A 24,499-nucleotide genomic window follows, 5' to 3' on the forward strand; every position below is an offset into this window, starting at 1 on the left:
CGATCTTGCAGTTTCGGTCGCCGAGATGCGTGGAATGTCCCCTAAGTCGCGGCAGTAAGTGCAAGATCGCGGGTCGGGGGTGGGGGTGGGGCGGTTAGGCGGTTGGGACTGGCAGCACGACGCCCTCGGCCGCTGACCGGTGTGCCAACTCGATCAACTCGACCGTGGCGACCGAGTCGCGCGGGTCCACGGGCATCGGCGTGCCGTCGCGCAAGGCCGTCGCCACCTGCGCGTAGAAGCTCTGGTACGCGCCGGGCTCGGTCGGCACCGGCCGCAGCTCACCGTCGACGCCGAGCATGCCGTAGCGCTCCGGCGGGACCTCGCCCCAGCCCGGCTGGCCCGGACGGCCGCCGTCGTGCAGCGCCGCCTCCTGCACGTCCAGCCCGTACGTCGTGTAGCCGGCCCGGTCGCCCAGCACCCGCAGCCGGGGCCCGAGTTGAGCGGTCACCGCGCCCATCCACAGGTGGGAGTGCACCCCGTTGGCGTGGGTCAACGCCACGAAGGCGTCGTCGTCGACAGCCGCACCGGCGCGGCGACGGTCCACCTCCGCGTAGACGCGATCGACCCGGCCGAACAGCTGCACCGCCTGGTCAACGAGGTGTGCGCCGAGGTCGAAGAGGGCACCGCCGGCCTCGTCCGGACCGGCGAGCTCCCGCCAGCCCGGCTTGATCGTCGGACGGAAACGCTCGAACCGGGACTCGAAGCGCAGCACCTGCCCCAGCTCGCCCTGCTCGACCAGCCGGCGGGCGGTGAGGAAGTCACCATCCCAGCGCCGGTTCTGGAACACCGTCAACGGCACCCCACGCTCGGTCGCCTCGTCGACAAGCGCGCGGCCTTCCTCGGCGGTCGGGGAGAGGGGCTTGTCGACGACGACCGGCAGGCCGGCGGCGAGTGCCGCCCGGGCCATCGGCACGTGCTGCCGGTTCGGCGTCGCCACCACGACCAGGTCCAACGCGTCCGGCGTACGCCACAGCTCGTCGGCGTCGTCGACCAGGCGGGCGTCGGGGTGCTGCTGCCGGGCCTGCTCGCGCCGCTGCGGATCGCGGGTCACGATGGCGTCGAGCCGTAGCCCGGCGGTCGCGGCGATCAGCGGTGCGTGGAACACCCGGCCCGCCAACCCGTACCCCAGCAGACCGACCCGCAGCGCCTCCGCCATGCCGTACCCCTGTCTTCCCGGTCCGCGCCCTGAGTGACGGCGGTACCGCTGAGGGAAATCTACGCCCTGGGCGGTCCTGCCCGACCTCGGCCCGGCGCTGGTCAGCTCGCCGGATCGGCGCGCAGGTACGTGAGTACCGCGAGCACCCGACGGTTGGTGTCGTCGCTGGGCGGCAGGTCGAGCTTCAGCAGGATGTTGCCGACGTGCTTGCCGACCGCCGCCTCGCTGACGTACAGGCGGGCGGCGATCGACGCGTTGGACCGGCCCTCCGCGAGCAGCGCCAGCACCTCGCGTTCCCGAGTGGAGAGCGCGGCGAGCGGGTCGCGTGGCCGGTGTAGCAGTTGCCGGACCACGTCCGGGTCGATGGCGGTGCCGCCGGCGGTGACCCGGCGCAGCGTGTCGACGAACTCGGTGACCTCCGCCACCCGGTCCTTGAGCAGGTAGCCCACCCGCTGGCCGTCGCCGCTGTCCAGCAGCGCCGCCGCGTAGCCGGTCTGTACGTACTGGCTGAGCACCACGACCGGCAGGTGGGGTCGTTCGGCGCGCAACGCGACGGCCGCGCGCAGCCCGTCGTCGCGGCGGCCCGGCGGCATCCGGATGTCGGTCAGCACCAGGTCCGGTTGGTGTTCGCGCGCCGCGTCCAGCAGCTCGGGCGCGGTGCCGACGGCGGCGCACACCGCGAACTCGAAGCGGGTCAGCAAGGCCACCAGGCCCTCGCGCAGCAGCACCTCGTCCTCCGCGAGCACCACCCGGGTCACCGACGGCACGGAAGCTCCACCCGGACCAGGGTAGGCCCGCCGGGCGGGCTGGCGAGCAACAGCCGGCCGTCCGCGGCGGCGACCCGGTCGGCGAGGCCGGTCAGACCGGTGCCCCGGGCCGGGTCGGCACCGCCGTGGCCGTCGTCGGACACCTCGACGACGAGGTCCCCGCCGGCCCGGGTGAGGCGTACGTCGGCGCGGGTCGCCTCGGCGTGCCGGGCGATGTTGCCCAGCGCCTCGGACACCACGAAGTAGGCGGTGGTCTCCACGATCTCCGGCAACTCGCCGTGGAGGTCGGCGTGCACGGTGACCGGGATGGTGGCCGCGTCGGCCAGCTCGCGTACGGCGCCGGCCAGGCCGAGATCGGTGAGGCTCTGCGGCCGGATGCCGTGCACCAACTGCCGCAACATCACCATCAGGCCCCGGGCCTGGTCGTGCGCGACGGCGAGGGGCCGGGCGGCGGGGGAGTCCTCGGGTACGTCCAGCCGGGCCAGGCCCAGCTGGAGGGTGAGGCTGGTCAGCCGGGGTTGTGCGCCGTCGTGCAGGTCACGCTCGATCCGTCGCCGTTCGGCCTCGTACGCGCCAACCAGCCGGGTCCGGGACCGGGCGACCTCGCGCAGCGCCGCGTCCACCGGCCGGGCCAGCAGCCACCGGGCCACGGCGGCCTGGACGGCGGCGAGCAGCCCGGCCGCGTACCAGAGCACCGGGATGAGCAGCACGCCGACGATCGCGTACGGAATGGCCTCACCGGGGGTGTGCACCGTCCGCCAGATCACGACGGGCTGGTTGGCGTCCCCGGCCAGCCAGGGGCTCGTGACCATGCCGAGGTCGAGCAGTACGAGCAGTAGGAAGACCCAGTACGCGACCGGCGCGAACCCGCCCAACCAGAACAGGTACGCCACCTCCCGCCAGGTCGCGGCGGCACGGTAGCGGGCGGCCAGGCCCGGCCACGGTGACGCGGGCAGTGGGCGGCCGTCCACGAGCCTCAGCCGCCACCGTTCGATGGCGGCCACCGGGAAGCTCACGATCGGGGCCAGCGCCAGCAGGATGAGGCTGCCGGCTGCCAGGAACAGCATCAGCGCGATGCTCGGCGGTCGGTTGTGCTGCCGGAACGCGTTGGCGGCGGCCAGCATGGGTGCGCCGATGACGAGCAGCCCGATGGTGAGCATGCCGGCGATCGGCACGGTGCTGATCAGGTAGGCCAGTGCCCGCCAGGGCCAGCCGGAGATCAACCAGTCGCGGCGGCGCAGCGCCTCAGCCAGGTGCGGAGGGTGTTCCGAGGTCATGCCGCAGACGCTAGTCATGACGACCGGGCCGCCCCAGCCGTCCAGATCCACTTCCGGGGTATGCCCAGCCCTACCGTCGCCGCCCACGGCGGTCCGGGCGAACGGGTGCGGTGCGGGCGAACGGGTGTGGTGCGGCCGGAAAGGGGAAGAACGCGCCGTCACGCGGCTCGCGTGACCTGTGCTGGCGGCGGCTGGAGAGACATGGGTGCCAGAACCTTCGTGGTGGTCGGCGGTACCAGCGGGCTCGGCCTCGCGGTGGCCCGACTGCTGGTGAACGAGCACCAGGTCGTGGTGTTCGGCAACGTGCCGGCCGAGGTCGCCGCGGTGACCGACGAGCTGGGTTGCGACGGGGCGCTCTGCGACATCTCCTCCTACGAGCAGGTCCGCGACGGGTTCGCCGATGTGGCGGAGCGCTACGGCACGATCGACGGCGTGGCGGCCTGCGCCTCGATGTGGGCGGGCGGCGACCTCATGGACCTGTCGGTGGAGCACATCCGCCGGGCCGTGGAGATCAACGTTTTGGGCATCACGTACCTGCTGCGGGAGGCGGTGGAGCACCTGCACCGGCAGGGCCACGGGAACCTCGTGTACATCGGCGCGCTGGCGCTGGCGGCACCCCGGCCCGGCATCCCCATCTATCGAGCTACCAAGAGCTACGGCACCAGCCTCGTCGATTCGCTGGCCGAGGCCCAGCACAGCAACCGGGTGAAGGTGATGCAGCTACATCCCGGGCCGATGCCGACGCGGCTGCAGGAACGGGTCGGCGCCGAGTTCCTGGACGAGGTGTACGCCATGCCCGAACAGGTCGCCACCGAGGTCGTCCGGCTGCTGCTGCTCGAACCCGACGATCTCTACGTCTCCGGTGAGCGCGTGTTGCGCGCGGACGGGCGGTGGTGACGGCCGCAGCCGGACCCGACGACCGTCCGGCCTCGGCGTGGGCGCCGCTGCGGACGGCGGCCTACCGCAACCTGTGGCTGGCCCTGCTCGCCGCCAACATCGGCACCTGGATGCAGACCGTCGGCGCGCAGTGGCTGCTGATCCACCACTCCAACGCCTCCACCCTGGTCGCGCTGGTCCAGACCGCCAGCCTGCTGCCGGTGCTGCTGCTGGCGTTGCCCGCCGGGGTGTTGGCCGACAGCTTCGACCGCCGGCACCTGCTGATCGCCGTGCAGCTGTTCCTGGTGGCGGTGGCGGTGGCGTTGACGCTGCTCACCCTCACCAACCGGATGCCTCCGGCGCTGCTGCTCACCCTCACCTTCGCGTTCGGGGTCGGGCAGGCGCTCACCCTGCCGGCCTGGGCGGCGGTGATCCCCGAGCTGGTGCCGCAGGACCAGCTGCGATCGGCCTCCGCGCTCGGTTCGATAAGCGTGAACGTGGCGCGGGCGGTCGGACCCGCGGTGGCCGGTGTGCTGATCGCCCGCACCGGCGTCACCCCGGTCTTCGGCCTCAACGCCGTCGCGTTCCTGATCTTCACGTACGCGTTGTGGCGCTGGCGGCCCGGTAACGCCCGCGCGGTCGAGGTACCCGAGCGGTTCACCGCCGCGTTGCGCGCCGGTAGCCGATACGTCCGCCACTCGCCGATCGTGCGCCGACTGTTGCGTCGTGCACTGGTCTTCGTGGTCCCGGCCAGCGCGCTGTGGGCGCTGCTGCCGTTGGTGGCCAGCCGGCGGCTGGGGCTGGGCTCCGGCGGGTACGGGCTGCTGCTGGCCGCCCTCGGCGTGGGCGCCATCGCGGGCGGTGTGCTGCTCGCGGTGATCCGCACCCGGCTGTCGGCCAACCAGCTCCTGCTGATCGCCGGGGCGCTGTTCACCGTGGCGCTGACCGTGGTCGCCACCGTGCGGTCGGTGCCGCTGGTGCTCATCGCCCTGCTGCCCGCCGGGGCGGCCTGGGTGACGGTGCTGGCCAACGTCAACGCCGAGATGCAGCTCTTCCTGCCCAGCTGGGTACGGGCCCGAGGACTGGCCGTCTATCAGGTGTGTTTCGCGGGCGGGCAGGCGGTCGGCGCGCTGGTCTGGGGGCTGGTGGCCGACATGGCCGGGCTGGAACTCGCCTACCTCGCGGCGGCGGCGCTGATGCTGGTCGGCACGGTGACGAGTCGGATCTGGCCGTTGCCGAACCTGCGGTCGGTGAATCGCGAACCGGCGGCCTACTGGCCGCAACTGCACCTGGCGCACGAGCCGGACCCGGGGGTGGGGCCGGTGCTGGTGACCGTGCAGTACACCGTCCGGCCGGAGCACACCCAGCCGTTCCTGGCGGCGATGGACCTGGTGCGCGGTGCCCGGCAGCGGACCGGCGCGATGCGCTGGGGTCTGTTCCGACCGGCCGAGACGACGGACCGGTTCGTCGAGGTGTACCTGGTGCCGTCCTGGGGCGAGCACCTGCGCCAGCACGGCGGCCGGTTGACGGGCGAGGACCGCGCGGCCGAGGAACGGGCCCGGGAGCTGACCGACGGCGAGCTGCTGGTACGACACCTGGTGCCCGCCGCCGCCGGCCCGGCGCTCTCCGACGACCGCGAGGCCGTGTGACCGGGTCGCCGCCAACTGCGTCAACGCGGCGTCACGATCGCGGCGATCGGCGTAGCGGAAGCGTGAAAACACTGGCCGGCACCGCCCCCGTCGCGGTGCCATTGCCTTCGGCGGGCCCGAGGTACGGGCCGTCGCCCTCGCCGGAGGCGTGCTGTGGTTGTCGATCAGAAGCAGAAGACCGCGGTGGTCGACGAGCCGACCCCGACCGGGGTGAGCGTGGCGATCGGGTGGACGGTGATGATCGGTGCCGCACTGCTCGCCGGAGGGGTGTTCTCCTCGGCCGAGCTGCCGGCCCGGACGCTGGTCATGTGTGTCGCCGCCGGCGGCTACGCGGCGGTGGTGGCCGATCTTCGCGCGGTCGCCGCGGTGACCGGGCTGGGCATGGCGACCTTCGTCGGCTTCCTGGCCCACCACTTCGGTGATCTGAGCGCAGGCGGGGACGCCTGGTCGTACGCGGTGGTGATCGCCTTCGCGGCCACGCTCGGCGCTGGCTACCGCTGGCTGCGGTCGATGACCCCGGCAGCGGACTGACCGACGCCAGGGCAGGGGCGGCCGGCCCCCAACAGGGCGGCGTACGCCGTACGTCCGCGTTGTTAGGATGGCCGCACCATGGCGAGTGAGCGCAAGGCGACCGCGGACCCGGCCCGCAGCCTGGCCATCCTCTGGCGCACCCGGGAGCCGACCAGCCGCAGCGCCGGGCCCGGGCTCAGCGTCGACCGGATCGTCCGAGCCGCGATCGACATCGCCGACGCCGAGGGTCTCGACGCGCTGACCATGCGCCGGGTCGGCGAGGCGCTGGGTGTCGGCACCATGTCGGTCTACACCTACGTGCCGGGCAAGGCCGAACTCGTCGACGTCATGATCGACACCGCGTACGGCGAGATGCCGCGCCCAGCCGTCGAGGGAGACTGGCGGGCCCGGCTGGAGCGGATCGCCCGCGACAACATGGCGCTCTACCAGCGGCATCCCTGGATGCTGCGGGCCGAGACGACCCGACCGGTGCTCGGCCCCCACCTGGTGGCCAAGTACGACCACGAGCTCGGGGCGGTCGTCGACATCGGGCTCACCGACGTCGAGATGGACGCGGTGCTCACGCTCGTCCTGGGCCACGTGAAGAGCGCCGCCCGGGCCGCCTCCGAGGTGGTCGACCTGGAGCGCGAGACCGGCATGACCGACGGCCAGTGGTGGCAGTCGCACGCGCCCTGGCTGGAGACGTTCATGACGGCCGGCAACTACCCGACCGCCTCCCGGGTCGGCACCGCGGCCGGCCAGCAGCACGGTGCCGCGTACGGCCCGGAGTACGCCTTCGAGTTCGGTCTGCAACGCGTCCTTGACGGGATCTCGGTGGTGGTCGCCGAGCGGGCGACCGCCGGCTGGCCCGGCCCGGTCAGGGGTACTGCGTAACCAGGGGCTCGTCCGCCTCGACGACGTACGTCGAGAGCATCATCGTGGTGGTGTCGTCGGTGACGTTGCGGGCGTTGTGGATCGTCCGGGGCGGGATCAGGAACGGCTCTCCGGCGTGGATGGTCAGTGTCGGCCGGTCGTCGAACTCCATGTCCACCGTGCCGCGGATGAGATAGCCGACCTCCTCGCCCGGGTGGCTGTGCCGTCCTGACGCCAGCCCGACCGGTATCTCGAAGAGGGTCTGCACGATCAGACGGCCCGGTGCGGAGGCCGGATGGCGCTGCAGTTCGGTGCGCTTGACGCTGGGGGCGCCACCGGAATCGCTCGCCACAGTTGCTGCCTCCCTGACGCAGATACGGCAAATCTAGTGTGATCTGTTCCCGTCTGCGGCCGGAACGGCCGCGCTGCCCACCGCCTCCCGGGCCAGTCACCACCGGCCGCTGACCTCGACGGCCGGGCGAGGCGGAACCCGCCCGGGGGTGGTCGTCCGGGTGGTACGACTGGGGCGGCGGTGGCCGCTGCGGGCCGGGGAAGGGTGGTGATGGCGAACGGGCTTCCGGGGCGGCTGCTGCAACGGCGCGAGGACTCCCGCCGGGCGTCGTTCCTGGAGCTCTTCTTCGACCTGGCGTTCATCTTCGCGCTGACCCGGCTGTCCCGGGCGCTGCTCGACGACCCCAGCCTCAACGGCGGCTTCCAGGTGCTGGTGATGCTGGCGGCGCTCTGGTGGGTGTGGTTCGTGACCGCCTGGTCGGCGGACTGGTTCGACCCGCGTACCCCGCTGATCGTCGCCCTGCTGCTCTGGGTGATGTTCGGTGGTCTGCTGATGGCCGCGGCCGTGCCCACCGCGTTCACCGAGCACGCCATGGTGTTCGCCGTCGCCTACGTTGCCATCCACCTGGGCCGGGCGGCGCTGCTGATCCCCGCCCTGCGGGGGCATCCGCTGCAACTGCGTACCGTGCGGGTGGCGGTCTGGTTCGCGATCTCCGGCGTGCTCTGGGTGGTCGGGGCGGTCGTCGCCCCGGCCCGGGGGGTGCTCTGGGCGCTGGCCCTGGTGCTGGAGTATTCGCTGGCTCGGCTGCGCTGGCCGTTCGTACGGCTCGGGCGCAGTTCCTGGCCGGACCTTCAGGTGAACGGCAGACACCTCTCCGAGCGCTACCAACAGATCTTCATCATCGCGCTCGGTGAGCTGATCCTGATGTCCGGAGTCACCTACAGCGAATCCGGCCTGGACCGGGGCAGCACCATGGCGTTCGCCCTGGCGTTCGTGACCGCGGTGGCTCTCGCCCGGCTCTATCTCGTACCCGCCGGCGCGCGGCTGGGCGCCAGCATCGAGGAGGCTGGCCCGCCCGGCAGCAAGCTGGCGCTCACGGCGGGCTACCTGCACCTGGTCATGATCGCCGGCGTCCTGGCCACCTCCGCCGGTTTGGAGATGTCGATCGACGACCCCGGGGCGCGGGAACCGGAGCGAATGGTCGTGACCGTCGCCGGTCCGGCGCTCTTCCTGACCGGCCGGATCCTGCTGTCGGCTGCCGTCGACGCCAGTTTGCCCTGGGCCCGGCTGGTCGGCCTACCGGTCATCATCCTGGCCGGTGTCGCGAGCGTGAAGCTTCCGCTGGTCGGCGGCAACGCGGTCGTCACCGGTGTGCTCCTGTTGATCGTCGTGCTCGATGCGATGCCCGGCGCAGGGGGGCCGGGTCGACCGGCTGGGCGGACCGATGGATGAAAGCTCACCGCCGCGCCGTGAGCGGCCCGGACGGCACGACATCGTGGAGTTGCGAGTGCACGGCGTGTCGGGTGCGCGACCGGAGAAGGTCCTCGGCCGGGCACACGTCCGGCAGGTCGCGGGTGACGACAGCGGTGGCTTCCACCGCCCCACCGGGTCGGACGGCACCGGGCCGGACGGGGTGACGCTGGAGGCGTATCGATGGGGTGACCTGCCCTCGGGCACCGTGGCCCGGACGTTCTCCCTGGTCTTCCTGCTGCCGTTCATGCTCAGCAACGTGGCGGTCTGGATGCGGCCGACCGGCCGTCGTAGTGGCGCCGGCGTCACCGTGCTGTGCCGGCTCCTCGCGCTCAACCTCACCGTGCTGTACGTGGTGTCCATCGCGGGGGTGGCACTCGACCTGCTCGCCTGGCGCTGTCTGGGCGTGGCCCGGTGCCGCGCTCCGTTCGACACGATGGCCGGGCTGGATGGCCGGCAGGTCGGGCCGCGGTTGGCGGTGCTGGCTCTGCTGCCGATCGCCGCCGTCGCCTTCCTCCGACTGCTGGGCACCCGCCGGCCCCGCCCGGCCGGCAACCCGCTGTGGGCCGTCGAGCCGATGGTGGGACGGCTGCGGGCGATCCACGTCGCCGCCGCGCTCGCCGTGCTCAACCTGGTGCTGCTCACGGCCCGTACCGTTGGGGGTGGGACGCTCTCGACGACTGTGCTCCTGACGCTCAGCGGAGCGGTGCTGCTGGCCTGCGCCGGGCTGCTCGCAGTCCCCGGAATGTTGGACCGGGCGGCGATCAGACCGACGGTCACCCGGGCCGCCAGCACGGTGGGTGCGGTGGCCGGTGGCCTGAGCGTGGCCACCATCCTCACCGTCGCCCTGGACCGGCGCGCCTGGCCGTCGTCGGCCGGGCTGCCGGGCTACGACGGGATCGCCAGCTGGGCACTGTTCAGCCAGATGTCGCTGCTGGTGGCGCTGAGTGGACTGGTGCTGTGGCACCACGGTCGGGGAGAACGCCGTAACGCGCTGCCGCGGGGGTTGGGCGCGGCGGTGGTCGCGGCCATCGCGGTCGGCCTGGGCAACGTGTTCTCCGCCAACCTCGTCTATCAGAGCGGGAACCTGCTTGGCGGGTACCGCGGCGACGGTGGGCCGCCACTGCCGTACCAGTGGACGATCCTGGCGTTCTTTCTGCACGTGAGCGCGGGCGTGGTGCTGTGTGGTGCGATGACCCTCCTGTCCCGGCGACGCCGGTGGCGTGCGGCGGCGGCGATCACCGCCCGCGACTTCCCGGCGGTGCCGCCGAAGGGCGCTGGGCGGCTGCGACAGGTGACGGAGGCGGTCGCCCGGGCGCGGTTCGCCGAGTGGCTGGGACTGCTCGCTGTCACGTATGCGGCGCTCGCGGCGATCGGCCTGGCCACCGCGCTGCTGCGGGTGTTCGACCTGGCACCGGACCAGCTGGCACAGCAGGTCTTCGGGCTTCCGGCCGGGGCCGTCGGAATGGGGCTCGCCGCGGGCAGTTACTTCGCCGCCGCGCTGGTCCTGGCCCTGCTCCTGGGTGGGATGTTCGCCTACCGTACGGCGTGGTTCCGCCGGCACGTCGGCATCCTGTGGGACCTGGGCACCTTCTGGCCCCGGGCCGCGCACCCGTTCGCACCCCCGAGCTACGCCGACCGGGCGGTGCCGGAGTTGGCCGACCGGATAACCCACCTGACCGAGCGACACAACGGGGTGCTGCTCTGTGGGCACAGCCATGGTTCGGTGCTGCTGGCCCTCGCGGTGCTGCGGCTGCCCCCGCCGGTACGCCAGCGCGTCGCGCTGCTCACCTACGGGTCGCCGCTGGACCGCCTGTACGCCCGGCTCTTTCCGGGCTACCTCAACCAGGAGGTGCTGCGCACGGTGGGGGAGCGGGTCGAGTGGCGGTGGCTCAACCTGTGGCGGGACACCGACCCCGTCGGTGGTTGGATCTTCGCCGCGCATCGACCCGGCGATCCGCTTCCGGACCCGGCCGATCCGGCCGGCCGTGTCGACCGGCGGTTACGGGACCCAGGGGACCTGCTGCCTCCGCCGGGTGAGGACCGTCCGCCGCCGGTGCGGGGGCACCATCCGGGCGAGTCCGACCCCGAGTTCCGGGCGGCGGTGCGCGAACTCGCCGGTCGCCTCCGTGGCTCCGACTGAAGTTCCGTGGCTGCGCTGCCGATGTGCTGGGACGGGCGCGGTCAGGGATCCTCGGGCATGCGGTCGGTCTCCGCCACTGTCGCTCGGACCTTACGCAGGGTGGCGTCGGGCGCGCGGATCGCGGCACGCCAATGGTCCAGCGTCCGGGTGAGCACCCGGACCACGAACTGCAACTGGTTGACCTGCTCGCGGAGCACACCCAGCTCGGATCGTGCGTTGAGCGCCTCGCCCTCCAACTGGGTGATCCGAGTCTGCAACGGCTGGACCAGGGTGAGAGCGGCCTCGGTGAGGGTGTCGGCCGCGTCGGCCTTGAACTTGCCCCGCTGCACCACCACGGTCGCGATCGCGGCCAGGCCGGTGCCTCCACCGAGGATGCCGAGCACACTGAGCGCCACCTGCACCCAGGGCGGTGCGGCGGGCGCCGGGGAGGTATTCACGTGACACCTGCCTGCAGCTGTTCGTAGTTCACAGATTCGCAGGCCCGGGCCAGGCGTTGCAGGTCGACGGCGATCTGCGCGGCCCGCCAGAGCGACCCGACCGACACTGCCACGACGAACGACGCCGCGGCGACGGATTGTCGGCCCGACACGGCCACCATGGCCACCGCGTACATGCCGGTGATCGTGCCGAGCATCAGGACCGACGCGAGTTCGACGCCGAGCCCGGTGGAGAGCCGACCGGGCCACAGGATGCCCAGCAGCCCGCCCACACCCACCGCGATCAGACCCACCTTCCAGGCGATCTGGATCGGCACGGGCATGGACGTCTGAACGGAGGTTGGTCGGACATCGAGGGTCAACATCAGAATGCCGCAGACGGGTGCCGCGGCCAGGACTGCCACCTCGTACGGCTGGCGCTGGGACCGGAAACGTAGGTGCCCCACGGTAACTCCCTGGTCGAGGACCGTCATCCAGCAGCGGCCGGTGGGCCGTTGCCGTTCGGTGGGTCGCGACCGTGGTGCGGCGGTCCGTGCGGCGAAGCCCGATGGTGGGGTGCGGGGTGGACGGTCGTTGGTCGAGGAGGTTAAGCGACTGGCCGTCGTTGGCTGGCCGATATCTGCCTGTGTATCACCGATGACCGGTTGTCGTCCACCTGGCGTGACGTCGCATTACCGCAGGTCAGAGCCCATCAGGAGTGGCCGGCGTGTGCAAAGTTGGGCGCAGCGCGGCGACCCGGTCGCACCGACACCTCAGTGACAGTGAGTGTCAGATTTATTGCTGAGGGTGATATCGATGCGATCGGGCCGCCGACCGGTCAACGGGCGAGCAGGGCGCGCAGCGCCCGGACCACCTCGGCCGGCGCCTCCTCCGCCATGAAGTGCCCACAGGTGACGGTCCGGTGCTCCAGATCGGGAGCCCAGGCCCGCCAGACCGCGGCCGCGTCGTAGCCCAGCGCCGCGCCCCAGTCCTGCTGAAGCACGGTCACCGGCATGCGCAGGCGACTGCCGGCCGCCCGGTCCGCGGTGTCGTGGGCGACGTCGATCCCGGCCGACGCCCGATAGTCGGCAACGATCGAGGTGACCGCGTTCCGGGACGCGCGCAGGTACACCGCCCGCACGTCCGCCGGCAGGGCCTCCGGATCACGCGTCCAGACGTCCAGGAAGTAACCGAAGAAGGCGTCCGGGCTGGCGCCGATCAGCTCCTCGGGCAGGCCGGGCGGCTGCGCCATCAGGTACAGGTGAAACGCGACCGCGGCGGTGGTGCCGTTCAGCACGTCCCACATGTCCAGGGTGGGCAGCACGTCGAGCAGGGCGAGCTGGCTGATCGCCGCCGGATGGTCGAGTCCGGCCCGGAACGCGACCAGGGCACCCCGGTCGTGCCCGGCCAGCGCGAACCGCTCGTGGCCGAGCGCGCCGGCCAGCGCCACGATGTCGGCGGCCATGGTGCGCTTGGCGTACCCGCTGCCGTCGGTGTCGAGGGGCTTGTCGCTGTCGCCGTAGCCGCGCAGGTCGGGGCAGATGACCGTGTGGTCCGCGGCGAGGTCGGCCGCGACGTGCCGCCACATGAGGTGGGTCTGCGGAAAGCCGTGCAGCAGCACGATCGCCGGCCCGGAGCCGCCCACGGCGGCGTTGAGCGTCACACCGTCGGCGACGGTCACGCGCCGGTAGTCGAATCCGTTGATCCTGGGGTCCACGGAGAACCTTCCTGGTGAGCAGTGCCGGCTGGGGCAGTTGCCGTCGCCGTCGTACGTCGTCGAGCCTGCCCGTTGGTGATCAGCAGGTGGTCAGCGTCGAATCAGTGCGGGCCGACCGACCCGCCTAGATTGGTGTCATGACCAGGCAGCCGGCGGCACCGGTCGCGGTGACCTTCGGCGTACTCGGGCCGGTGATCGCCGCGACCGAACGTGGCCCGGTCCCGCTCCGGGGGCACCGGCAGCGCCTGGTGCTGGCCCGGCTGTTGATCGCGCACGGTCGGGTGGTGCCGGTGGATCGTCTCGTCGACGACCTGTGGGAGGTCCCGCCGGACGGCGCGGTGGGCGCGATCCGGACCTTCGTCGCCGACCTGCGCCGGGCACTGGAGCCCGATCGACCACCCCGGCAGCCACCCCGGGTCCTGGTCACCGAGCCACCCGGGTACGTGTTGCGGGCCGTCCCGGACGCGGTGGACGCCGGACAGTTCGAGGCGGCCGTCGGCGCGGCAGGCCAGCTCTTGGCGGCGGGACGTCCCGCGCCGGCCCTGACCGCGCTGGACGGGGCACTCGGGCTCTGGCGCGGACCCGCGTACGCCGACTGCGTCAACGAGGCCTGGGCGGTCGCGGAGATCAACCGATTGGACGAGCTGCGGATGCTCGCCGTCGAGCGGCGGGCGGAGGCGCTGTTGGCGTTGGGTCGGCCGGACGAGGCCGCAGCCGACCTACCGGCCCACCTGGCCAGCTATCCGCTGCGCGAGGACGCCTGGCGGCTCCTCGCGGTGGCCCGGTACCGCGCCGGTCGGCAGGGCGACGCCCTGGCCGCGCTGCGTACGGCCCGGGACGTCCTGGTGAGCGAGCTGGGCGTGGACCCGGGGCCTGAGCTGCGGCGGCTGGAAGCCGACATCCTGGCCCAGGCCCCGCACCTCAGTCCACCCCTCGAAGGCGCCGCCACCCCCAGCCTCGCGCGACCTGTGCGACCCGTCGGGCCGGGTTCGACGGGGCAGCGTCCGTTCGTCGGCCGCGACGCGGAGCTGGACCGGCTGCGGCGGGCCGCCGAGGCCGCGTCCCGACGCCAGCAGCCCACCCTCGCCCTGCTCAGCGGTGACCCGGGCGCCGGCAAGACCGCGATGGCCGAGACCCTGACCCAGCAGCTCGCCGCCGATGGCTGGACCACGGCGTGGGGACGCAGCCCGGAATACGAGGGCGCCCCGGCTGCCTGGCCGTGGACCCAGGTCACCGACGCGCTCACTGGGCCGGCGGACGCCGTGGAAGCCGTCGAGCAGCCCGGCGGCTCGGCTGACCCCGCCGGGACCCGGTTCCGCCGGCACCGCGCGGTGGCGTCGCTGGTCTCGGCGGTCGCCGACCGGGGGCCGGTGCTACTGGTCCTCGACGACCTGCACCGCGCCGACGGTGACACCCTGGACCTGCTGACCGCCCTGCTCACCGGCCCGCAGCCGGCCACCGGTCCGGTGCTGATCCTCGGCACCTACCGGGCCACCGAGATCAGCCCGGAGCTGACCGCAGCCCTGGCACGCGCCGCCGGGTTGGAGCCGATCCGGGAGTATCTCGCCGGCCTGTCCGCGCCGGCGACCGGCGAGTTGGCCCGCGCCGTCGCCGGGGCGGACCTGGCCCCGGGCACCGCCCAGTTGATCCACCACCGCAGCGGTGGCAACCCGTTCTTCGTCCGCGAGCTGGCCCAGTTGTACGCAAGTGAGGGGGAGCCGGCACTGGCCGCGGTGCCGCCCGGGGTGCGCGACGTGATCCGGCACCGGTTGGCACAGCTGCCCGCGCCGACCCGTACCGTGCTGCGGCAGGCAGCCGTGCTCGGCCGGGACCTCGACCCGGAGGTGCTCAGCGCGCTGGCCGGTGATCCGTCGGCTGTGCTGGACGCCGTGGACCGCGCACTGCAGGCCGGATTCCTCACCGAGCGGGAGACCGACGGCCGGCTGCGCTTCACCCACATCCTGGTCCGCGACACGCTCTACGCCGACCTGTCCGCGCCGCGCCGCGCCGCCTGGCACGCGGCCGTCGCCGAGGTGCTGCGGCACCGCGAACCCATCGATCCCGCCGCCCTCGCGCACCACCTGCTCCGCGCAGGTGGACCGGTCGCTGCCGGTCGCGCTGCGGCGTACGCCCGCACGGCCGCCGAGCGCGCCGAACGGGGCGGCAACCCGCACGAGGCGGCCCGCCTGTGGGGGCAGGCGATCGACGCGTACGACCGTGCCGGTGGGGTCGAGCAGCGCGAGCGGTTGACCGCGCTGCTGGGCCTGGGGCGCGCGCTGGCGGTGACGGGCCGGCTGGCCGAGGCGCGGCGGCGGCGGGCCGAGGCGATCGCCGCCGCCGAGTCCGTCGGCGATCCCCTGCTGATCGAGGAGGTGCTGGCGGGCTTCGACGTGCCCGCCATCTGGACGCGCAACGACGACGATCTGCTCTCCGGGCACATCGTCCGGGCCGCCGAGCACGCCCTGACCGCTCTCGGCTCGACCGGCTCGGCGCAGCGCAGCAGGCTGCTGAGCACCCTCGCGCTGGAGTTGCGCGGCACCACCACCGACCGTGGCCGAGATGCGGCGAACGAGGCCGAGACGATCGCCCGGACCGTCGACGACCCCGGGCTGCTGGCGTTCGCGCTCAACGCCCGCTTCATGCACGCCTTCCCACGCGTCGGTCTGGCCGGTGCGCGGGCCCGGATCGGCGCCGAACTCGTCGACCTGGCCGCCCGGCACCAGTTGGTGACCTTCGAGGTGCTCGGCCACCTCATCCTGGTCCAGGCAAACTGCGCGCTGGCCGACCGGCCCGGCGCCGACGCGCACGCCCGCGCCGCCGATCGCCTCGCCGAACGGTACGAGCTGCCGTTGGTCGGCGTCTTCACCCGGTGGTATGCCGCACTGCGCCTGGCGCTGGACGGCGAGTCGGCCGCGGCGGCGGACGCGTACCGGGCGGCTGATGAGCGGCTGACCGTCGACGCCATGCCGGGCCTGACCCGCGGGCTGCTCCCGCTCGCCCTGCTCGGCCTGCGTCTGGCCGAAACCACCGGAGGTGCCGACCAGCCCGTGCCCGTGCCGGACGGTGCGGACTGGGCGGGCCTGGACTGGGGTCCGCACGAGCCGTGGGTACGGCCGTTGCTGCTGCTCGCCGCCGACGACCGGGACGCGGCCGCGGCCGCCCTGCGGACTGTGCCGAACGGGCCGCACGATCTGCTGCGGGAGGTGCGGCTCTGCCTCGTCGGCCGGGCGGCGCGCGCCCTCGGCGACCGGGTCACGATGGAACGGGTCTACGTCGAGCTGCTGCCGGCCGCCGACGAACTGGCCGCCGGCAGCGGGGTGCTCACCGTGGGCCCGGTGGCCGCGCACCTCGCCGATCTGGCCAGCGCGTTGGGCCGCGACGAGGAGGCGGCCGGGCACCGTCGTACGGCCCGCGCGGTCACCGACCGGGCCCGCGCCGCCGCCTCCTCGTCCTGACCGCCGCCCACTGCCCGCGGCGACTTGCCGGTTTCCGTCGGAACCCGCGGGTGGGTGCGGTCAGATGGAACCACCGGCGCGTCCACCGCCGGCCACGGTTCGAGGGGGTACGCGTGGAGGCGCTCGTCCTGATCGTGGTGCTGGGCGTCACCGTCCTGGTCGGCACCACCCTCGGTGGTCGGTACCGCGTCGCCCCGCCGGTCCTGCTCATCGCGTTGGGGGTGCTGCTCGGGCTCACGCCGCCGCTGTCCGGGCTGACCCTGGAACCGGACCTGGTGCTGCTGATCTTCCTGCCGGCGATCCTGTACCGGGAGAGCCTCACCATCAGTTTGCGCGAGATCCGGGCCAACCTTCCGGTTATCGGGCTGCTCGCCGTGGTGTTGGTGGTGCTCACCATGGTCACGGTGTCGTTCACCGCGCAGGCGTTCGGGGTGAACCCCGCCGCCGCGTGGGTGCTCGGCGCGGTCCTCGCGCCCACCGACGCCGCCGCGGTCACCGGGCTCGCGAAACGGTTGCCCCGGAAGCTCCTCACCACCCTGCACGCGGAGAGTTTGATCAACGACGGCACCGCCCTGGTGGTCTTCGCGGTGGCCGTGGGCCTGCTCACCGGGGCCGCGGACTCGGGCGCGCTGGGCATCAGCGAGGAGTTCGTCGGGGCCAGTGTCGGTGGCGTGCTCGCCGGTCTGCTGGTGGGGGCCGCCGTGGTGCTGATCCGCAAGCGGCTCGACGATCCGCTGCGCGAGGGCGCGCTGAGTGTGCTGACGCCGTTCGCCGCGTTCCTGCTCGCCGACTCGGTGCACGCCAGCGGTGTGCTCGCGGTGGTGGTCGCCGGCCTGATGCTGTCCTACGCCGGCCCACGGGTGATCCGCGCCCGGTCCCGGGTGCTGGCGTACGCGTTCTGGGACCTGTCCACATTCCTGATCAACGGCGGGCTGTTCGTCCTGCTCGGCACGCAGATACCCCGGGCGGTGCGGGGCATCTCCAGCACCTCGCCGGGGCGTGCTCTGGTGATCGTGCTGGTGGTCACCGTGGTCGTCCTGGCCACCCGGCTGCTCTTCATCTACCTCACCGCGGAATCGGCGCGACTGCGGCGCCGCCGGATCGTGGACGACGGCGAAGGTCCCTCAAGCTGGCGGGTGGGGACCGTCGCCGGCTGGTCCGGTTTCCGGGGCGCCGTGTCGCTCGCCGCCGCCCTGGCCGTCCCGACGGTGACGGTCGCGGGCCGACCGGTCGTCGAACGCGACCTGATCATCTTCGTCACCGCACTGGTTATCGTGCTGATCATGCTGATCCAGGGCACCACCCTGCCGCTGGTGGTGCGCTGGGCGGGACTGGTTGGTGACCCCGAACGCGTCGACGAGGCCCGCAGTGCCCGGCGACGGGCCACCGAGGTGGGCCTGACCGCGCTGCCCCAGGTCGCCGCCGAGGTCGGCGCCCAGACGGACGCGGTGCGTCGGCTGCAAGACGAGTACCAACGGCACCTGGAGGACCTCAACGAGAACGGCGGGAGTACCGCCGAGGAGCGCCGGCTGGAACGCCGGCTGCGCCTCGGGGTCCTCGCCCACAAGCGGCGGGAGGTCACCCGACTGCGGGACAACCGGGAAATCGACGACCTCGTGCTGCAAGAGCTCCAGGCCGCGCTGGACAACGAGGAGATCCGGCTGCTGGGACGCGGGCCCAACGACTGAACGCCTACTGCCCGCGCGGATCAGAGCACCTGGTCGAGGAACCGGCGAAGCCGGGGATGCTCGGCCCGCTCGAAGATCGCCTCCGGAGGGCCAGCCTCCAACACCACGCCCCGGTCCATGAAGGCGACGGTGTCGGCGACCTGCCGGGCGAAGCCCATCTCGTGGGTGACCACCACCATGGTCATGCCCGCGGCGGACAGGTCGGCCATCACCCCGAGCACGCCCTTGACCAGTTCCGGATCGAGCGCCGAGGTGGCCTCGTCGAAGAGCATCACCTCGGGCCGCAGCGCCAGTGCCCGGGCGATCGCCACCCGCTGCTGCTGACCACCGGAGAGCTGCGCCGGCCGCGCGTCGGCCTTGGCGGCCAACCCCACCAGCTCCAGTTGGGCCCGGGCGACGGCCTCCGCCTCGTCCTCGCCGAGCTTGCGGAGCCGGCGCAGTGCGAGGGTGACGTTGCGCAGCACGCTCATGTGCGGGAAGAGGTTGAACTGCTGGAAGACCATCCCCACCCGCTGCCGCAGCGCGTCCGGGTCGTCGCCCCGCACGCTGCGCCCGTCCAGCAACACGTCGCCGCGGTCCGGCTCGATCAGCCGGTTGATGGTGCGCAGCAGGGTGGACTTGCCCGACCCGGACGGGCCGATCACGCAGGCCGTCGCGCCGCGCGGCACCGTGAGGTCGACGCCGCGCAGCACCCGGTTCGGCCCGAAGGCGAGGTGCACGTCGCGGACGTCGAGGCTGACCGAGGTGGTCGTGGCAGTGGTCATCGCCGGTCTCCTTCGGTCGCGGCGGGCAGCGCCGACGCGAAGTCGTCCTCGTCCTCGTCCGTCGGCGCGGTGGCCGGCCGACCGTTGCGCAGCCGCCGGTCGATCCAGTTGACGACGTGCGTCAGCGGGACGGTCAGCGCCAGGTAGAAGAGGCCGGCCAGCAGCAGCGCGGACTCGTTGCCGGTGGTGGCCGCGTAGTCCTGCCCGATCCGGAACAGCTCCCGCTGGCTGGCCACCAGGCCGAGGAAGTAGACCAGGCTGGAGTCCTTGATCAGCGCGATGAGCTGGTTCACCCAGGCCGGCAGCACCCGTCGGATGCCCTGCGGAATGATCACCAGGCGCATCGCGTCGGGCCAGGAGAAGCCGAGAGCACGGGCGCCCTCCAACTGGGCGGCCTCCACCGACTGGATGCCGGAGCGGAAGATCTCCCCCATGTACGCCGCCGCGATCAGCGACAGCGCCAGAATCCCCAACGGGTAGGGGTCGGGGCCCCAGACCTGCATGCCCAGTGGGGCCAGACCGACGCCGATCAGCAGGATCGTCGCCGCGGCCGGCAGCCCCCGGAACACGTCGGTGTAGACCCGCGCCGGCCAGCGCAGCCATCGGCTGCGGGAGATCCCGGCGACGGCCAGCAGCAGACCCAGCACCGAGCCGAGCAGGGCGGCGGAGACCGCCAGGATCAGCGTGTTCGGCAACCCGACGGTCAGCATCTCGGGCAGCGCCTCGCGCATCGCGTCCCAGTCGAAGAACGTCTCCCACAGGGTGCTCAACGGATCCATCGGTCGCCTCTCCTACCGCCCTGCTCGCTCGTCACCGGTTCAGGACGCGGCCGACGCGGACGCCGACGGCGTCACCGTTCCGCTGCCCGGCTTGAAGTCCGCCGGGATCGGCCGGCCCGGGTAGTACTGCGCCTGCAACCGGCTCCAGGTGCCGTCCGCGATGACCTCGTCGAGGCCCTTGTTCAGCGCCTCGCGCAGCTTGTCGCTGCCCTTGGCGACCGCGTACGCGGTCGGTGCCGGGCTGAGCTGCTTGGCAGCCACGGTGATCTTGCCGTTGCTGTCGGTGGCCGACTTCTCGCCGATCTCCGCCGGAGCGATCCACGCGTCGGCCGTGCCGGCCTTGAGCTGGTTGATCGCGCCGTTGTAGTCCGGCACCCGCACCGGGTCGAGCTGCTTGCCGGTGGCGTAGTCGTCCTGGACGGTGCCCTGCACCACCACGACCCGCTTGCCGGTGAGCTGGTCGAAACCGGTGATGGGCGAACCGGCCGGGACGTCCAGGCCGAAGTAGCCGAAGTCGTAGCCGTTACCGAAGTCGACGGTCTTCTTCCGCGCCTCGGTGATGGTGATCGAGGAGCTGCCGACGTCGAACTTGCGGTTGTTGACCTGGGAGAGCAGCGCGGAAAAATCGGTGCCGACGAACTCGACCTTGAGGCCGAGCTTGCCGGCCACGGCGGTCAGCAGATCGTTGTCGAAGCCGGTGAACGTGCCGTCCTTGAGGTACACGTTCGGCGGGGCGTCGGTCAGCGTGCCGGCCCGCAGCACGCCCGGCTGCGCCAGGCCGTACGGGTTGGCGGTGGCGTCGGACGAGCTGTCGTCGCCGCAGGCGGTGAGCGCGGTGGCGGCGAGGATCGTGGCCGCGCCCAGGGCGGCGGCGCGGGTCAGGGCAGGAAGGAATCGCACGGGTGTCTCCGAAAGGGGTCGCGTCTCGGCGCGCACGGGCGTGCGCCGCCGACGGTGCGCCCGATGGGCGTACCGCTGGGAAGGGTTCGGGAAGAGGGGTGAGCTAGTGCGCGGTGCCGCGACGACAGGCGGCGCTGCACATTCGCATCATGTCCACGTGCCGTCGCCGGGTCAGTGCCGGCGAGGCCCAACCGGCGCGGAATTCCGCGACGTCGGTCGGTGGGGCGGTGCTGAGATTGCGCATGGTTCTCCCGGGTCTGTGCTGACCTGGGTGCCAGGCCACGCTTGCACCGACGTCGTGCCGGTGCCTGGTCTTCACCCGGGGCACCCCACCGCGGAGGAGGGTTGCCGGCCAGCGAGCCGGGGCTTCGCGCTGGCGCTCATGACCTGTGCCGAGGCTAGCAGCAGGACCGGGTGGGTCGTCCAGTCCTTATGACCACGCTCACCGTCCGCGGCGGGGTGCCCGGCGCGCAGGTCAGCCGGCGTGCACGTGCGGCCGGCGGCGCCGGTCGGGCTCCTGGCGACGCAGGATCTCCCGGGTGACCGACGCGATCTCACCTTGGCCGAACGCCAGGTACCGCAGGACGTTGAGGCCCGGGCCACCCTCGGTCCACTCGAAGTAGATGTGCGGGCGTCGGCGGGTCCGGTCGCGGATCTCCAGCAGCAGGGCCGCGAGCGCGTTGGGCACCGAGGAACTGGCCAGGCTGAGCACCGAAAAGCGGTCGTCCACCGTGCTGCCGCGTACCAGTAGCTCGGTCTCGAAGTCCGACGGGTCGGTGACGTGGACCTCGACGAAGATGACGTCGCTGTCGTCGGGGAAGTCGTTGTCCGCCATGGCCTGCGCCAGTTTGGCGCGGTACTCCGCCTCGTCCCGGCAGTCGGGCTCGTGCGCGATGAGGCGGATCCGCCGCCCGGCGCGTTCGTTGATCATCGCGGTGGCGGCCGGGTCCATCTGGACCTGGTCGACGCGCAGCTCGAAGGCCCGCATCAGCCGGGACAGCACCGACACCAGGATCATGCCGCCGATGAAACAAGCCGCTATCTTGACGCCGTCGGGGCGTTCGACCACGTTCGCCAGGGTGGTGTAGACGAAGAGCACCGCGATGGTCCCGAACGCGACCGTTCGGCCCCGCTGACGGCGGCGTCGCGCCGCGAGGGTCACCGCCGTCGCCGCAGAGGTGATCAACACCAGGACCCCCGTGGCGTACGCGCCGCCCTGCGCGTCCACGCTGGCCTTGAAGAGCACCGTGATCAGGAACGCCACCGTGGTGAAGACCAGCACCAGGGGCCGGACGGCCCGCGCCCAGGCGGGGGCCATGCCGTAGCGGGGCAGATAACGGGGTACGAGGTTGAGCAGCCCGGCCATCGCCGAGGCCCCCGCGAACCAGAGGATGCCGATGGTGGACAGGTCGTAGACCGTGCCGAACACCTCGCCGAGGTGCTCGTGTGCCAGGTAGGCCAGCGCCCGGCCGTTCGCCGGCCCGCCCGGCTGGAAAGCCTCCGGCGGGATGAGCACGGTGGTCGTCACGCTGCTGGTGATCAGGAAGACGCTCATGATCACCGCGGCGGTGGTGAGCAGCCGGCGCGCACCCCGGATGCGGCCCAGCGGCCGAGCCTCCGAGTCCTCTCGATCCCCACGGATGTGCGGCATCACGGCCACCCCGGTCTCGAAGCCGGACAGACCCAGCGCCAGCTTCGGAAAGACCAACAGGGACAGCCCGACCACCAGCAGCGGGTCGCCGTGCCCGGTGGTCAGCGCGGTGCTCCAGTCCGCGACCGCGCGGGGATGGGTCACCACCCGCCACAGCGCGTCGGCGATCACCACCGTGTTGAGCGTCAGGTAGACCGCGACCAGGACGACGGCGATCCCGATGGCCTCGCCGAATCCCTTGAGGAACACCCCGCCCAGCAGCGCTATCAGCAGCAGCGTGAGCAGCACCTCGTGCCCCTTGAGCCCGCCCGGTAGGAACGGATTCTCGTCGATGTGCGCGGTCGCGTCAGCGGCCGAGAGGGTGATGGTGATGATGAAGTCGGTGGCCGCGAAACCCAGCAGTACCAGCACCAGCAGCTTGCCCGGCCAGTAGCTCAACAGACGTACCAGCATCGCGATGGAGCCCTCGCCGTGCGGGCTCTCCACCGCCACCCGTCGGTAGACCGGCAGCGCGCCCAGCAGTGTCACCAGCACCAGCACCAGGGTCGCCACCGGCGAGAGCGCCCCGGCGGCCAGCGCCGCGATGCCGGGCTGGTAGCCCAACGTCGAGAAGTAGTCGACACCGGTCAGGCACATCACCCTCCACCACGGGTGCTGCCGATGCTCCGGCGGACGGCCATGCGGGCCCGGGTGCTGCGCGGGCTGCTCCGAGCCGGCGCCGAGCAACCACCCCCGCAGCCGGCCGGCGCGTCTGTCGACCTCCATCGACGCGTCCCCCGTCATCCCGCCCATGGTCACCGTGAGTATCCGCCCGTCGGGCCGCGCCCGTCCGCAGGTGCGCAGAACCCACCCGGCCGGGCGCCGGGTGCTGGGTGCTGGGCGTTGGGCGCTACGGCGAGTTTCGGGTCGAAGGCAGAGGGAAAGCAGCGCCCCGCGGTTGGCGGAAGAGCGCCGGACCGGACGTCACCGGGGGAGGGGACAGGGCATGGTCGGTGGCCGCCGCTTCCGCCCGGGTGATGGCTTCGGTCGCCAACTCGACGAGTACGAGACAAGGGTTGGCGTGCCGCCGTCCACGGAGTCGCCCACTCCGCCCGCCAATGGCCTGGTGGACAGCGCGGTCTACATCCGAGGGCACCGGTTCGCCTCGCCGTCCGGCCTCGCCGAGACGTACCGCTGCCTGCAGGAGCAGGACGGCGCGATGGCCTGGATCGGGTTGTACCGGCCCGACATCGACCAGATCACCTCGCTGGCCCGGGAGTTCCGGCTGCACGACCTGGCGGTCGAGGACGCGATCAACGCCCACCAGCGACCAAAACTGGAACGGTACGGGCACACGCTGTTCGTGGTGCTGCGGGCCGCCCGCTACGACGACCTGCGGGAGGAGGTCGAGTTCTCCGAGCTGCACCTGTTCATCGGGCCGGGCTTCGTGGTCACCGTCCGACACGGCGAGGCACCGGATCTGGCCGCGGTGCGGCGGCGGATGGAGACCGAGGCGCAGATGCTCGCCCAGGGCCCGGAGGCGGTCCTGTACGCGATCCTCGACCAGGTCGTCGACGGGTACGCGCCGGTGGTGGCCGGTCTGGAGAACGACATCGACGAGATCGAGACCCAGGTGTTCGGCGGTGACCCGAACGCGAGCCGGCGCATCTACGGCCTCAGCCGCGAGGTCATCCAGTTCCAGCGGGCCGCCCGCCCACTGCTCACCGTGCTCGACGCGCTGGCCGACGGCGCCGGCACCGCCAGCGCGGATGAGGAACTGCGCCGCTACCTGCGCGACGTGACCGACCACCTGACCCAGGTGGTGGAGCGGGTGGACGGTTTCCGACACCTCTTGCAGAACATCCTTACCGTCAACGCCACCCTCGTCTCACAGCAGCAGAACGAGGAGATGCGCAGCCTCACCGCGGCCAGCTACGCGCAGAACGAGGAGCTGAAGAAGGTGTCGTCCTGGGCGGCGATCCTGTTCGCTCCCACGCTCATCGGCACGGTGTACGGAATGAACTTCGTCCACATGCCGGAGTTGCACTGGCGCTTCGGCTACCTGTTCGCGCTGCTGTTGATGCTGCTGGTCTGCGGCACCCTCTATATGATCTTCAAGCGGCGCGGCTGGCTGTGA

21 protein-coding genes and 1 riboswitch are annotated in these 24,499 nt (G+C 72.3%); of the genes, 9 read left to right on the plus strand and 12 right to left on the minus strand.

The features are described from left to right. Nucleotides 1-94: 94 nt before the first annotated feature. From PCA76_RS10355 to PCA76_RS10365, 3 genes are all read right to left on the minus strand, one after another. Nucleotides 95-1,156 carry a Gfo/Idh/MocA family oxidoreductase gene (locus PCA76_RS10355; RefSeq protein WP_272616984.1) on the minus strand — a complete coding sequence of 354 codons (1,062 nt, stop codon included), beginning with the start codon at nt 1,154-1,156 and terminating at the stop codon, nt 95-97. Nucleotides 1,157-1,257: 101 nt separating this feature from the next. After that, nucleotides 1,258-1,923 carry a response regulator transcription factor gene (locus tag PCA76_RS10360; RefSeq protein ID WP_272616986.1) on the minus strand — a complete coding sequence of 222 codons (666 nt, stop codon included), beginning with the start codon at nt 1,921-1,923 and terminating at the stop codon, nt 1,258-1,260. Beyond that, nucleotides 1,911-3,200, minus strand: coding sequence for a sensor histidine kinase (locus tag PCA76_RS10365; RefSeq protein WP_272616988.1), 1,290 nt, complete (start codon nt 3,198-3,200; stop codon nt 1,911-1,913). Before PCA76_RS10365 ends, PCA76_RS10360 begins: the two co-directional genes overlap by 13 nt. Before the next feature lie 201 nt (nt 3,201-3,401). On the opposite strand from PCA76_RS10365, the gene PCA76_RS10370 reads away from it, so the two are divergent. The 4 genes from PCA76_RS10370 to PCA76_RS10385 all read left to right on the plus strand — a co-directional run bounded on the left by PCA76_RS10370 (nt 3,402) and on the right by PCA76_RS10385 (nt 7,129). Further along, entirely contained in the window at nt 3,402-4,097 is a 696-nt protein-coding gene (locus PCA76_RS10370; protein ID WP_272616990.1) for an SDR family NAD(P)-dependent oxidoreductase, read from the plus strand. Beyond that, nucleotides 4,091-5,725 carry an MFS transporter gene (locus tag PCA76_RS10375; protein ID WP_272616992.1) on the plus strand — a complete coding sequence of 545 codons (1,635 nt, stop codon included), beginning with the start codon at nt 4,091-4,093 and terminating at the stop codon, nt 5,723-5,725. The genes PCA76_RS10370 and PCA76_RS10375 overlap by 7 nt, the downstream gene beginning before the upstream one ends. A 153-nt stretch (nt 5,726-5,878) precedes the next feature. Next, a complete protein-coding gene (locus PCA76_RS10380; protein WP_272616995.1) occupies nt 5,879-6,256 on the plus strand; it encodes a hypothetical protein in 378 nt (125 codons plus the stop codon). A gap of 78 nt (nt 6,257-6,334) precedes the next feature. Beyond that, nucleotides 6,335-7,129: a TetR/AcrR family transcriptional regulator gene (locus PCA76_RS10385; protein ID WP_272616997.1), complete on the plus strand. Its 795-nt coding sequence runs from the start codon at nt 6,335-6,337 to the stop codon at nt 7,127-7,129. On the opposite strand, the gene PCA76_RS10390 is transcribed toward PCA76_RS10385, so the two are convergent. Next, nucleotides 7,113-7,460, minus strand: a complete 348-nt coding sequence (locus PCA76_RS10390) for a cupin domain-containing protein (RefSeq protein ID WP_272616999.1) — start codon at nt 7,458-7,460, stop codon at nt 7,113-7,115. The genes PCA76_RS10385 and PCA76_RS10390 overlap by 17 nt on opposite strands. 210 nt (nt 7,461-7,670) lie before the next feature. Between PCA76_RS10390 and PCA76_RS10395 the strand changes: the two genes are divergently transcribed. Both PCA76_RS10395 and PCA76_RS10400 read left to right on the plus strand, forming a co-directional pair. Next, nucleotides 7,671-8,852, plus strand: a complete 1,182-nt coding sequence (locus tag PCA76_RS10395; RefSeq protein WP_272617002.1) for a low temperature requirement protein A — start codon at nt 7,671-7,673, stop codon at nt 8,850-8,852. After that, nucleotides 8,845-11,013: a hypothetical protein gene (locus PCA76_RS10400; protein WP_272617004.1), complete on the plus strand. Its 2,169-nt coding sequence runs from the start codon at nt 8,845-8,847 to the stop codon at nt 11,011-11,013. Before PCA76_RS10395 ends, PCA76_RS10400 begins: the two co-directional genes overlap by 8 nt. Nucleotides 11,014-11,054: 41 nt before the next feature. Here the strand turns inward: PCA76_RS10400 and PCA76_RS10405 are convergent, their stop codons facing one another. The 3 genes from PCA76_RS10405 to PCA76_RS10415 all read right to left on the minus strand — a co-directional run bounded on the left by PCA76_RS10405 (nt 11,055) and on the right by PCA76_RS10415 (nt 13,146). Further along, nucleotides 11,055-11,450: a hypothetical protein gene (locus tag PCA76_RS10405; RefSeq protein WP_272617006.1), complete on the minus strand. Its 396-nt coding sequence runs from the start codon at nt 11,448-11,450 to the stop codon at nt 11,055-11,057. Further along, nucleotides 11,447-11,896 (minus strand): hypothetical protein, encoded by a 450-nt coding sequence (locus PCA76_RS10410; protein ID WP_272617008.1) that lies wholly within the window; start codon nt 11,894-11,896, stop codon nt 11,447-11,449. The genes PCA76_RS10405 and PCA76_RS10410 overlap by 4 nt, the downstream gene beginning before the upstream one ends. Nucleotides 11,897-12,267: 371 nt before the next feature. Further along, nucleotides 12,268-13,146: an alpha/beta fold hydrolase gene (locus tag PCA76_RS10415; protein WP_272617010.1), complete on the minus strand. Its 879-nt coding sequence runs from the start codon at nt 13,144-13,146 to the stop codon at nt 12,268-12,270. Nucleotides 13,147-13,283: 137 nt separating this feature from the next. Between PCA76_RS10415 and PCA76_RS10420 the strand changes: the two genes are divergently transcribed. Both PCA76_RS10420 and PCA76_RS10425 read left to right on the plus strand, forming a co-directional pair. After that, nucleotides 13,284-16,601, plus strand: coding sequence for a BTAD domain-containing putative transcriptional regulator (locus PCA76_RS10420; RefSeq protein WP_272617012.1), 3,318 nt, complete (start codon nt 13,284-13,286; stop codon nt 16,599-16,601). Between the two features lie 113 nt (nt 16,602-16,714). Continuing rightward, complete coding sequence (locus tag PCA76_RS10425; protein ID WP_272617014.1) at nt 16,715-18,289, plus strand: Na+/H+ antiporter; 1,575 nt, start codon at nt 16,715-16,717, stop codon at nt 18,287-18,289. Nucleotides 18,290-18,309: 20 nt separating this feature from the next. Here PCA76_RS10425 and PCA76_RS10430 read toward each other — a convergent pair whose 3' ends face one another. From PCA76_RS10430 to PCA76_RS10450, 5 genes are all read right to left on the minus strand, one after another. Beyond that, nucleotides 18,310-19,053 (minus strand): amino acid ABC transporter ATP-binding protein, encoded by a 744-nt coding sequence (locus PCA76_RS10430; RefSeq protein ID WP_272617016.1) that lies wholly within the window; start codon nt 19,051-19,053, stop codon nt 18,310-18,312. Next, nucleotides 19,050-19,832, minus strand: coding sequence for an amino acid ABC transporter permease (locus PCA76_RS10435; RefSeq protein WP_272617018.1), 783 nt, complete (start codon nt 19,830-19,832; stop codon nt 19,050-19,052). Before PCA76_RS10435 ends, PCA76_RS10430 begins: the two co-directional genes overlap by 4 nt. Nucleotides 19,833-19,871: 39 nt before the next feature. Then, nucleotides 19,872-20,732: an ABC transporter substrate-binding protein gene (locus PCA76_RS10440; protein ID WP_272617020.1), complete on the minus strand. Its 861-nt coding sequence runs from the start codon at nt 20,730-20,732 to the stop codon at nt 19,872-19,874. Between the two features lie 103 nt (nt 20,733-20,835). Then, a complete protein-coding gene (locus PCA76_RS10445) occupies nt 20,836-20,976 on the minus strand; it encodes a hypothetical protein (RefSeq protein WP_272617022.1) in 141 nt (46 codons plus the stop codon). Between the two features lie 32 nt (nt 20,977-21,008). Beyond that, a riboswitch (SAM riboswitch) is annotated at nt 21,009-21,120 on the minus strand. Nucleotides 21,121-21,207: 87 nt separating this feature from the next. Further along, nucleotides 21,208-23,148 carry an amino acid transporter gene (locus tag PCA76_RS10450; RefSeq protein ID WP_272617024.1) on the minus strand — a complete coding sequence of 647 codons (1,941 nt, stop codon included), beginning with the start codon at nt 23,146-23,148 and terminating at the stop codon, nt 21,208-21,210. A gap of 220 nt (nt 23,149-23,368) precedes the next feature. Here PCA76_RS10450 and corA point away from each other — a divergent pair, with 220 nt between their 5' ends. Continuing rightward, on the plus strand, nt 23,369-24,499 hold the full coding sequence (corA, locus tag PCA76_RS10455) for a magnesium/cobalt transporter CorA (RefSeq protein ID WP_272617027.1): 1,131 nt from the start codon (nt 23,369-23,371) through the stop codon (nt 24,497-24,499).

Source organism: Micromonospora sp. LH3U1, from assembly GCF_028475105.1.
GTDB lineage: Bacteria > Actinomycetota > Actinomycetes > Mycobacteriales > Micromonosporaceae > Micromonospora.

What these genes read in the sequence shown, in the direction of transcription:
- PCA76_RS10435 (WP_272617018.1), bottom strand. Translation starts at nt 19,832, where the DNA reads ATGGATCCGTTGAGCACCCTGTGGGAGACGTTCTTCGACTGGGACGCG.
- PCA76_RS10445 (WP_272617022.1), bottom strand. Translation starts at nt 20,976, where the DNA reads ATGCGCAATCTCAGCACCGCCCCACCGACCGACGTCGCGGAATTCCGC.
- PCA76_RS10450 (WP_272617024.1), bottom strand. Translation starts at nt 23,148, where the DNA reads ATGGAGGTCGACAGACGCGCCGGCCGGCTGCGGGGGTGGTTGCTCGGC.
- PCA76_RS10365 (WP_272616988.1), bottom strand. Translation starts at nt 3,200, where the DNA reads ATGACCTCGGAACACCCTCCGCACCTGGCTGAGGCGCTGCGCCGCCGC.
- PCA76_RS10385 (WP_272616997.1), top strand. Translation starts at nt 6,335, where the DNA reads ATGGCGAGTGAGCGCAAGGCGACCGCGGACCCGGCCCGCAGCCTGGCC.
- PCA76_RS10420 (WP_272617012.1), top strand. Translation starts at nt 13,284, where the DNA reads ATGACCAGGCAGCCGGCGGCACCGGTCGCGGTGACCTTCGGCGTACTC.
- PCA76_RS10400 (WP_272617004.1), top strand. Translation starts at nt 8,845, where the DNA reads ATGGATGAAAGCTCACCGCCGCGCCGTGAGCGGCCCGGACGGCACGAC.
- PCA76_RS10430 (WP_272617016.1), bottom strand. Translation starts at nt 19,053, where the DNA reads ATGACCACTGCCACGACCACCTCGGTCAGCCTCGACGTCCGCGACGTG.
- PCA76_RS10355 (WP_272616984.1), bottom strand. Translation starts at nt 1,156, where the DNA reads ATGGCGGAGGCGCTGCGGGTCGGTCTGCTGGGGTACGGGTTGGCGGGC.
- PCA76_RS10395 (WP_272617002.1), top strand. Translation starts at nt 7,671, where the DNA reads ATGGCGAACGGGCTTCCGGGGCGGCTGCTGCAACGGCGCGAGGACTCC.
- corA (WP_272617027.1), top strand. Translation starts at nt 23,369, where the DNA reads ATGGTCGGTGGCCGCCGCTTCCGCCCGGGTGATGGCTTCGGTCGCCAA.
- PCA76_RS10370 (WP_272616990.1), top strand. Translation starts at nt 3,402, where the DNA reads ATGGGTGCCAGAACCTTCGTGGTGGTCGGCGGTACCAGCGGGCTCGGC.